Here is a 3,419-nt window from a genome sequence, read left to right as displayed (position 1 = left end):
AGGTAGCTCCTCATTATGAGCCCGCATATAAGCACGCAGTCTGACAAAATTAACGAAGGGTATTGTGCAATAGGAGGAGTCCATATAAGAGCACTTTGCTAAAAGCATTGCGGTTGACGAGACTCAACTTGACGTAATCAAGCCTTATTCAAAAGTTAATGTTGACGATGAACGTTATAAGCAGCTTAAAGAGTTTCGCTCTTCCATCATCACTGCTCATGTATACGCATTTTATGCCCTAGTAATACTTATACCATTGCATATACTAGGTGTTATCATTGCTGAACGAAGAGAAAAGTCAGGACTGGTTTCAGCTATGTTCAATGGTTATAAGTTTCTACCCGAAAAACCGAATAATGACAAAACTTAATTTAAGCCAATTAGTTAATTTAAACTTAAAGGCAAAGGTGAGTCAGTTGATAACTCTTCAATGGACAAAGATGAGCTAGGTCGTCGGCTGTATTAGATGAATTTCGCATAAAAATTTCTATGGGCTAGCGTTTCCGTTTGTGGTTAGTTGGCGCGAAGCAGAAACTAATCCACAACACGGGCTTTTTAGCCGAATTACTAAATTGCGTCCAGCTCTGTTTTCATCCTAGCTCTAAGAGAATCTCGTTGTTTCTTAACTTCATTTCCTATCAAGGTTGCTTTTTCCTGATAAGGTGATAATAAAGACTGATTGGATGCAAACTCTGGAGTAGCCATAAATTTCATCATTTCTGATGCTGCTTCGGTTGATTGAACTACTAGTCTTTCCAGCTCATCAAGTAGTGCATCGACTTCAGGTGTAGAAACAAGTCTTATTGAATTTGTTTCCTGAGTTAGCTTCATCTGCTCCTCGTAGAGCTCACTCATTAGAGCCTGTATTTCTCTATTGAATGAAATAAGACCGGTCTCATAACCATTTTCACTCTGTATCACATCTTCCCAAAACTTCTGCATCACTGGAAAAAACTTGTCCGCAAACACTGTGTTGCTTTTATTATGAAACTCATCAAGCAATGAAAAATATTTTGTAAACTGCGCTCGTTTATCTTCGTATCTATATTTTCTTTTTTCTATATCTAATGAATGAGCTTTCTTAAGCTCTTCCATCTCATATGCATACTTAGCTGAAATGACCTGCTTTTCATCCTCAAGCCTTGAGACGTCTTCGAGTAATGCTTTGTTTTTCCCCTTCTCTTTTACATACGTAGTCAAGTACATCGTGAAGCAGCCTAATATAAAGCCAACTACCGTAAAAATGAGTTCAAGCATTTAGTTTTCTATCCTTGTAGAAGCTAACGCCTGCCGTAAACGGCATAAAATAGCAGGCTAAAATTGGCGACGAAGGAGCACTGCCTGCCCCTGGTTTAACGGCTTTCTCAGGCATTTTTTAGCAACTCATAGAAATGCTCATAAAACCTGAACTTTGGGCAATTTTTTGGGGTAATATCTTGTATATAACCAATATCTTGCATATATAGAATTGCGGCTTGAAGATCTAAATGTACATCTGTGTGATACTCAAAATATGGCTCTGAACTATTAACAGCACTCCGGCTACTTTTTACAAAGAAAGTTCGCACACCTGCAAATTCGGGATTATTAACGTCTTTGGTCATTTCTTGAATTATTGCGGGAAATTTTCTTTTTAGGGTTTCCCACTGAACTCGCTCTGCGTCAGTTTTTTCTTGTTCGCGCCTTTGATCTGTAAACATATTTCCATAAAAGGTACCTGCGGCGCCAGTAAAACCGCCAACGACAAACCCGACTGCTAACGAAAAAATGTCCATTTTTACTCCCAATGCCTAACATTTTAGTATTTTTGCGACACGCAGATTGTGTTTCATAATCGCATGTTGGACTGAGTCGCTACCTACTCGGTGTGTCAGAGTTGGTGTTGTTTATGCTATTGGGATTTGCTTTTTATGGCCTAAGCTATAGTAAGCCAATTTCATTGGCGTATCTGTCCTTATTTTAGCTTTCCCTGCACTGCTCAGCGTTTATTATGCTTCCATTACACCTAAGTTTGATTAAATAAGCAACTATATTTTGCACGCACAAAGCAGTCGTTAGAGCATTTAGCCTAACTCATTTTGGGGCATAAACGTTTTATAAATGGCAGCGTACTCTGTGTGATTCAAGCTAAAAATTAAGTATTAAACTTTGTTCTACTCACACATCTGCTTTTTATCAAATTCATTATACAGTCATACCTTTACAGGTGATATTTCATCTGAATGTCGATTTTGAGGGAATGGGCTCGAAGCTCTTAAATGCGTTAATTGAATTTACAATGTGCAAAGGCAGTTTGATACTTTTAAAATTGGGTAGAGTAGTATTAGAAAGCGCTAAAGAAAGAGTTTTATCTGAGCCAATAATTTTTACAAAACTAAATTCTCTATCTAATGTAAAGCTTTTAGCTACAGCACCTCCAGCGACACTATAACCATTTCTACTCCATGTTTACCCTCTTATTTTAGATTAATTACTTTTTTACTATTGAACCACAAAGTTGGCCATCACGCTCAGAGTAAGAAAATTTAAAATTTTGAAACTCAGTTGATACCACTTTTGTATTCTCAAGTTCAGTTGAGTAAGTGTCATTCAATAGTTTTTCCTCTCCACTTATAGTGTTTAAGGCCGCATACGTAGTAAGCAGATCCACTTTTATTTGCTTTTCGATTGCAGCTCTATCATATGATAATGGATAACATGCAGTATTATCCCAAGGTATAATTGCTGTAGCTTCGCTAGATAATAACGCTAAGATTATTGATATTAGTGCTGTACTATTTTTCATTGTAAGTCTTCCACATCGAGCATTTGAATCTAAGCTATCACACTCTTAAAATCGCGCTATTTTCCAGAATGAAACAATTTAACAGGGCCAAAACGCACAGTTCCTTGCTTTGAGTTCAATAGAGGAAATATCAAAGTAATGATTAAGGGAGTGTAAAATTCAAGTGGCAAACTCATGCCGTATCGAAAATATGAATTCAAGCTGCAACTTACAATAGATAATGAAATGCAAAGTGAAATGTAAAATAACCCGCGGACTGGGCTTTGTTTCTTTTTAATGAGTAACATTTGAACCTCCAATTAACATCACTCAATGATAAATTTCAATGGAACATATTAAGTTTGTTTTTAATTAAATTTCGCTTTTTTAGGCCAAATAGATTTGAGAGTTTGTATGCTTGCTGAGAGTACAAGTAGGCAAAATCTAAAAGCGGAGATTGAAGTACTTGGTCAGCCATCGTAAAGATCTATAGGCATACTTTTGCTGAGAAAAGACTGCCAGAAATTATAATTTTAATGAAGCTAATGGCCTTTTTAGTGCTATTTTCGATAAAGCAACAATTCGTCTGTAATTTCCAGTTTACCCTCTGATTTCACCTATTCAGCTCCATCCATGGTCAGGTACTTTTTACCAG

3 protein-coding genes are annotated in these 3,419 nt (G+C 36.8%); all 3 read right to left on the bottom strand.

Annotated features, from left to right (window positions below; translation table 11 throughout):
• Positions 1-567: 567 nt before the first annotated feature.
• Complete coding sequence (locus AN394_RS20995; RefSeq protein WP_055022503.1) at positions 568-1,257, bottom strand: hypothetical protein; 690 nt, start codon at positions 1,255-1,257, stop codon at positions 568-570.
• A gap of 107 nt (positions 1,258-1,364) precedes the next feature.
• Positions 1,365-1,775 (bottom strand): hypothetical protein, encoded by a 411-nt coding sequence (locus AN394_RS20990; protein WP_055022502.1) that lies wholly within the window; start codon positions 1,773-1,775, stop codon positions 1,365-1,367.
• Between the two features lie 695 nt (positions 1,776-2,470).
• Positions 2,471-2,785, bottom strand: coding sequence for a hypothetical protein (locus AN394_RS20980; protein WP_055022500.1), 315 nt, complete (start codon positions 2,783-2,785; stop codon positions 2,471-2,473).
• Between the last annotated feature and the right edge of the window lie 634 nt (positions 2,786-3,419).

It is taken from the genome of Pseudoalteromonas sp. P1-26 (assembly GCF_001401795.1).
GTDB lineage: Bacteria > Pseudomonadota > Gammaproteobacteria > Enterobacterales > Alteromonadaceae > Pseudoalteromonas.
Note: the sequence above shows the minus strand (reverse complement) of the source record. Positions and strands in the feature narration are given on the sequence as shown.